Source organism: Litchfieldia stipae (assembly GCF_014837155.1).
In the GTDB taxonomy this organism is placed as follows: Bacteria; Bacillota; Bacilli; order Bacillales; family Bacillaceae_L; genus Litchfieldia.
In genome coordinates this window covers 1-798 of sequence record NZ_JACYHA010000060.1, presented here as the reverse complement: position 1 = coordinate 798, position 798 = coordinate 1, and the positions used below count along the sequence as shown (strand labels likewise).

The 798-nt window shown below is 30.5% G+C and carries 1 protein-coding gene; it reads right to left on the bottom strand.

What is annotated here, in order from left to right:
- Positions 1–177: 177 nt before the first annotated feature.
- Positions 178–615, bottom strand: a complete 438-nt coding sequence (locus F7888_RS22270) for a GNAT family N-acetyltransferase (protein ID WP_191783588.1) — start codon at positions 613–615, stop codon at positions 178–180.
- Positions 616–798: the final 183 nt, after the last annotated feature.

Below are 798 nucleotides of genomic sequence, written 5' to 3'. Positions count from 1 at the left end.
ACAATGGTCGGACAATCTTATCGTTTGAAAGATCATCTAGTGAAAGAAAACGAGTGATTTTGTACATCGTTATACAAGCAAAAGTGTACATATTTGTGTTGACATTTATATTTATACGGAATTTAACCAGTAAAGAGCATCATTAAATAATGTAATTCTAGGAAAATGAATACAATTTCATACTTTTAATCTTTTTAACAATAAATATTGATTATATCCTTCAGGATAACCCTCAACTTTACCATAAATTTCATATCCCATTTTTTCATAAAAGTCAGGAGCCTGGAAGCTGAAAGTGTCTAACTTAATTAACCTACACTTTTTAACCTTAGCTAGGTTTTCTGCCATTTTTAACAGTTCTATACCGTAACCTTGTCCTCTTAATTTCTCATCAACCCATAAGATTTCAATATGTAAGCACTGAAAATGAAGGTGCCCTGTAATACCGCCAAATATACACTCTTCTTTATCTTTTAATACTAGGCTAAACTTTTCATCATTAAAAGTTATATCATTCTTAGATAAATTATTTCGATTAAATTCAACTAGCTTTTTCCTAATATATAATGCTTCATCTTCATTCCATTGATTTGTAATTTTTAACTCACTATCCAACAAATCTCCTCCAATAAAATAATGCTAATATTTCCAATAATAGTTAATTCACATAAAATTTCAAAGTATTTATTCATACAGATAGGTAAGGGTTTGAAATTATCGCTCCCTTTTCCCCCTGTTCACACCGTACGTGCGACTTTCACCGCATACGGCGTTCCAACTAAACCAATTTATTCTTTC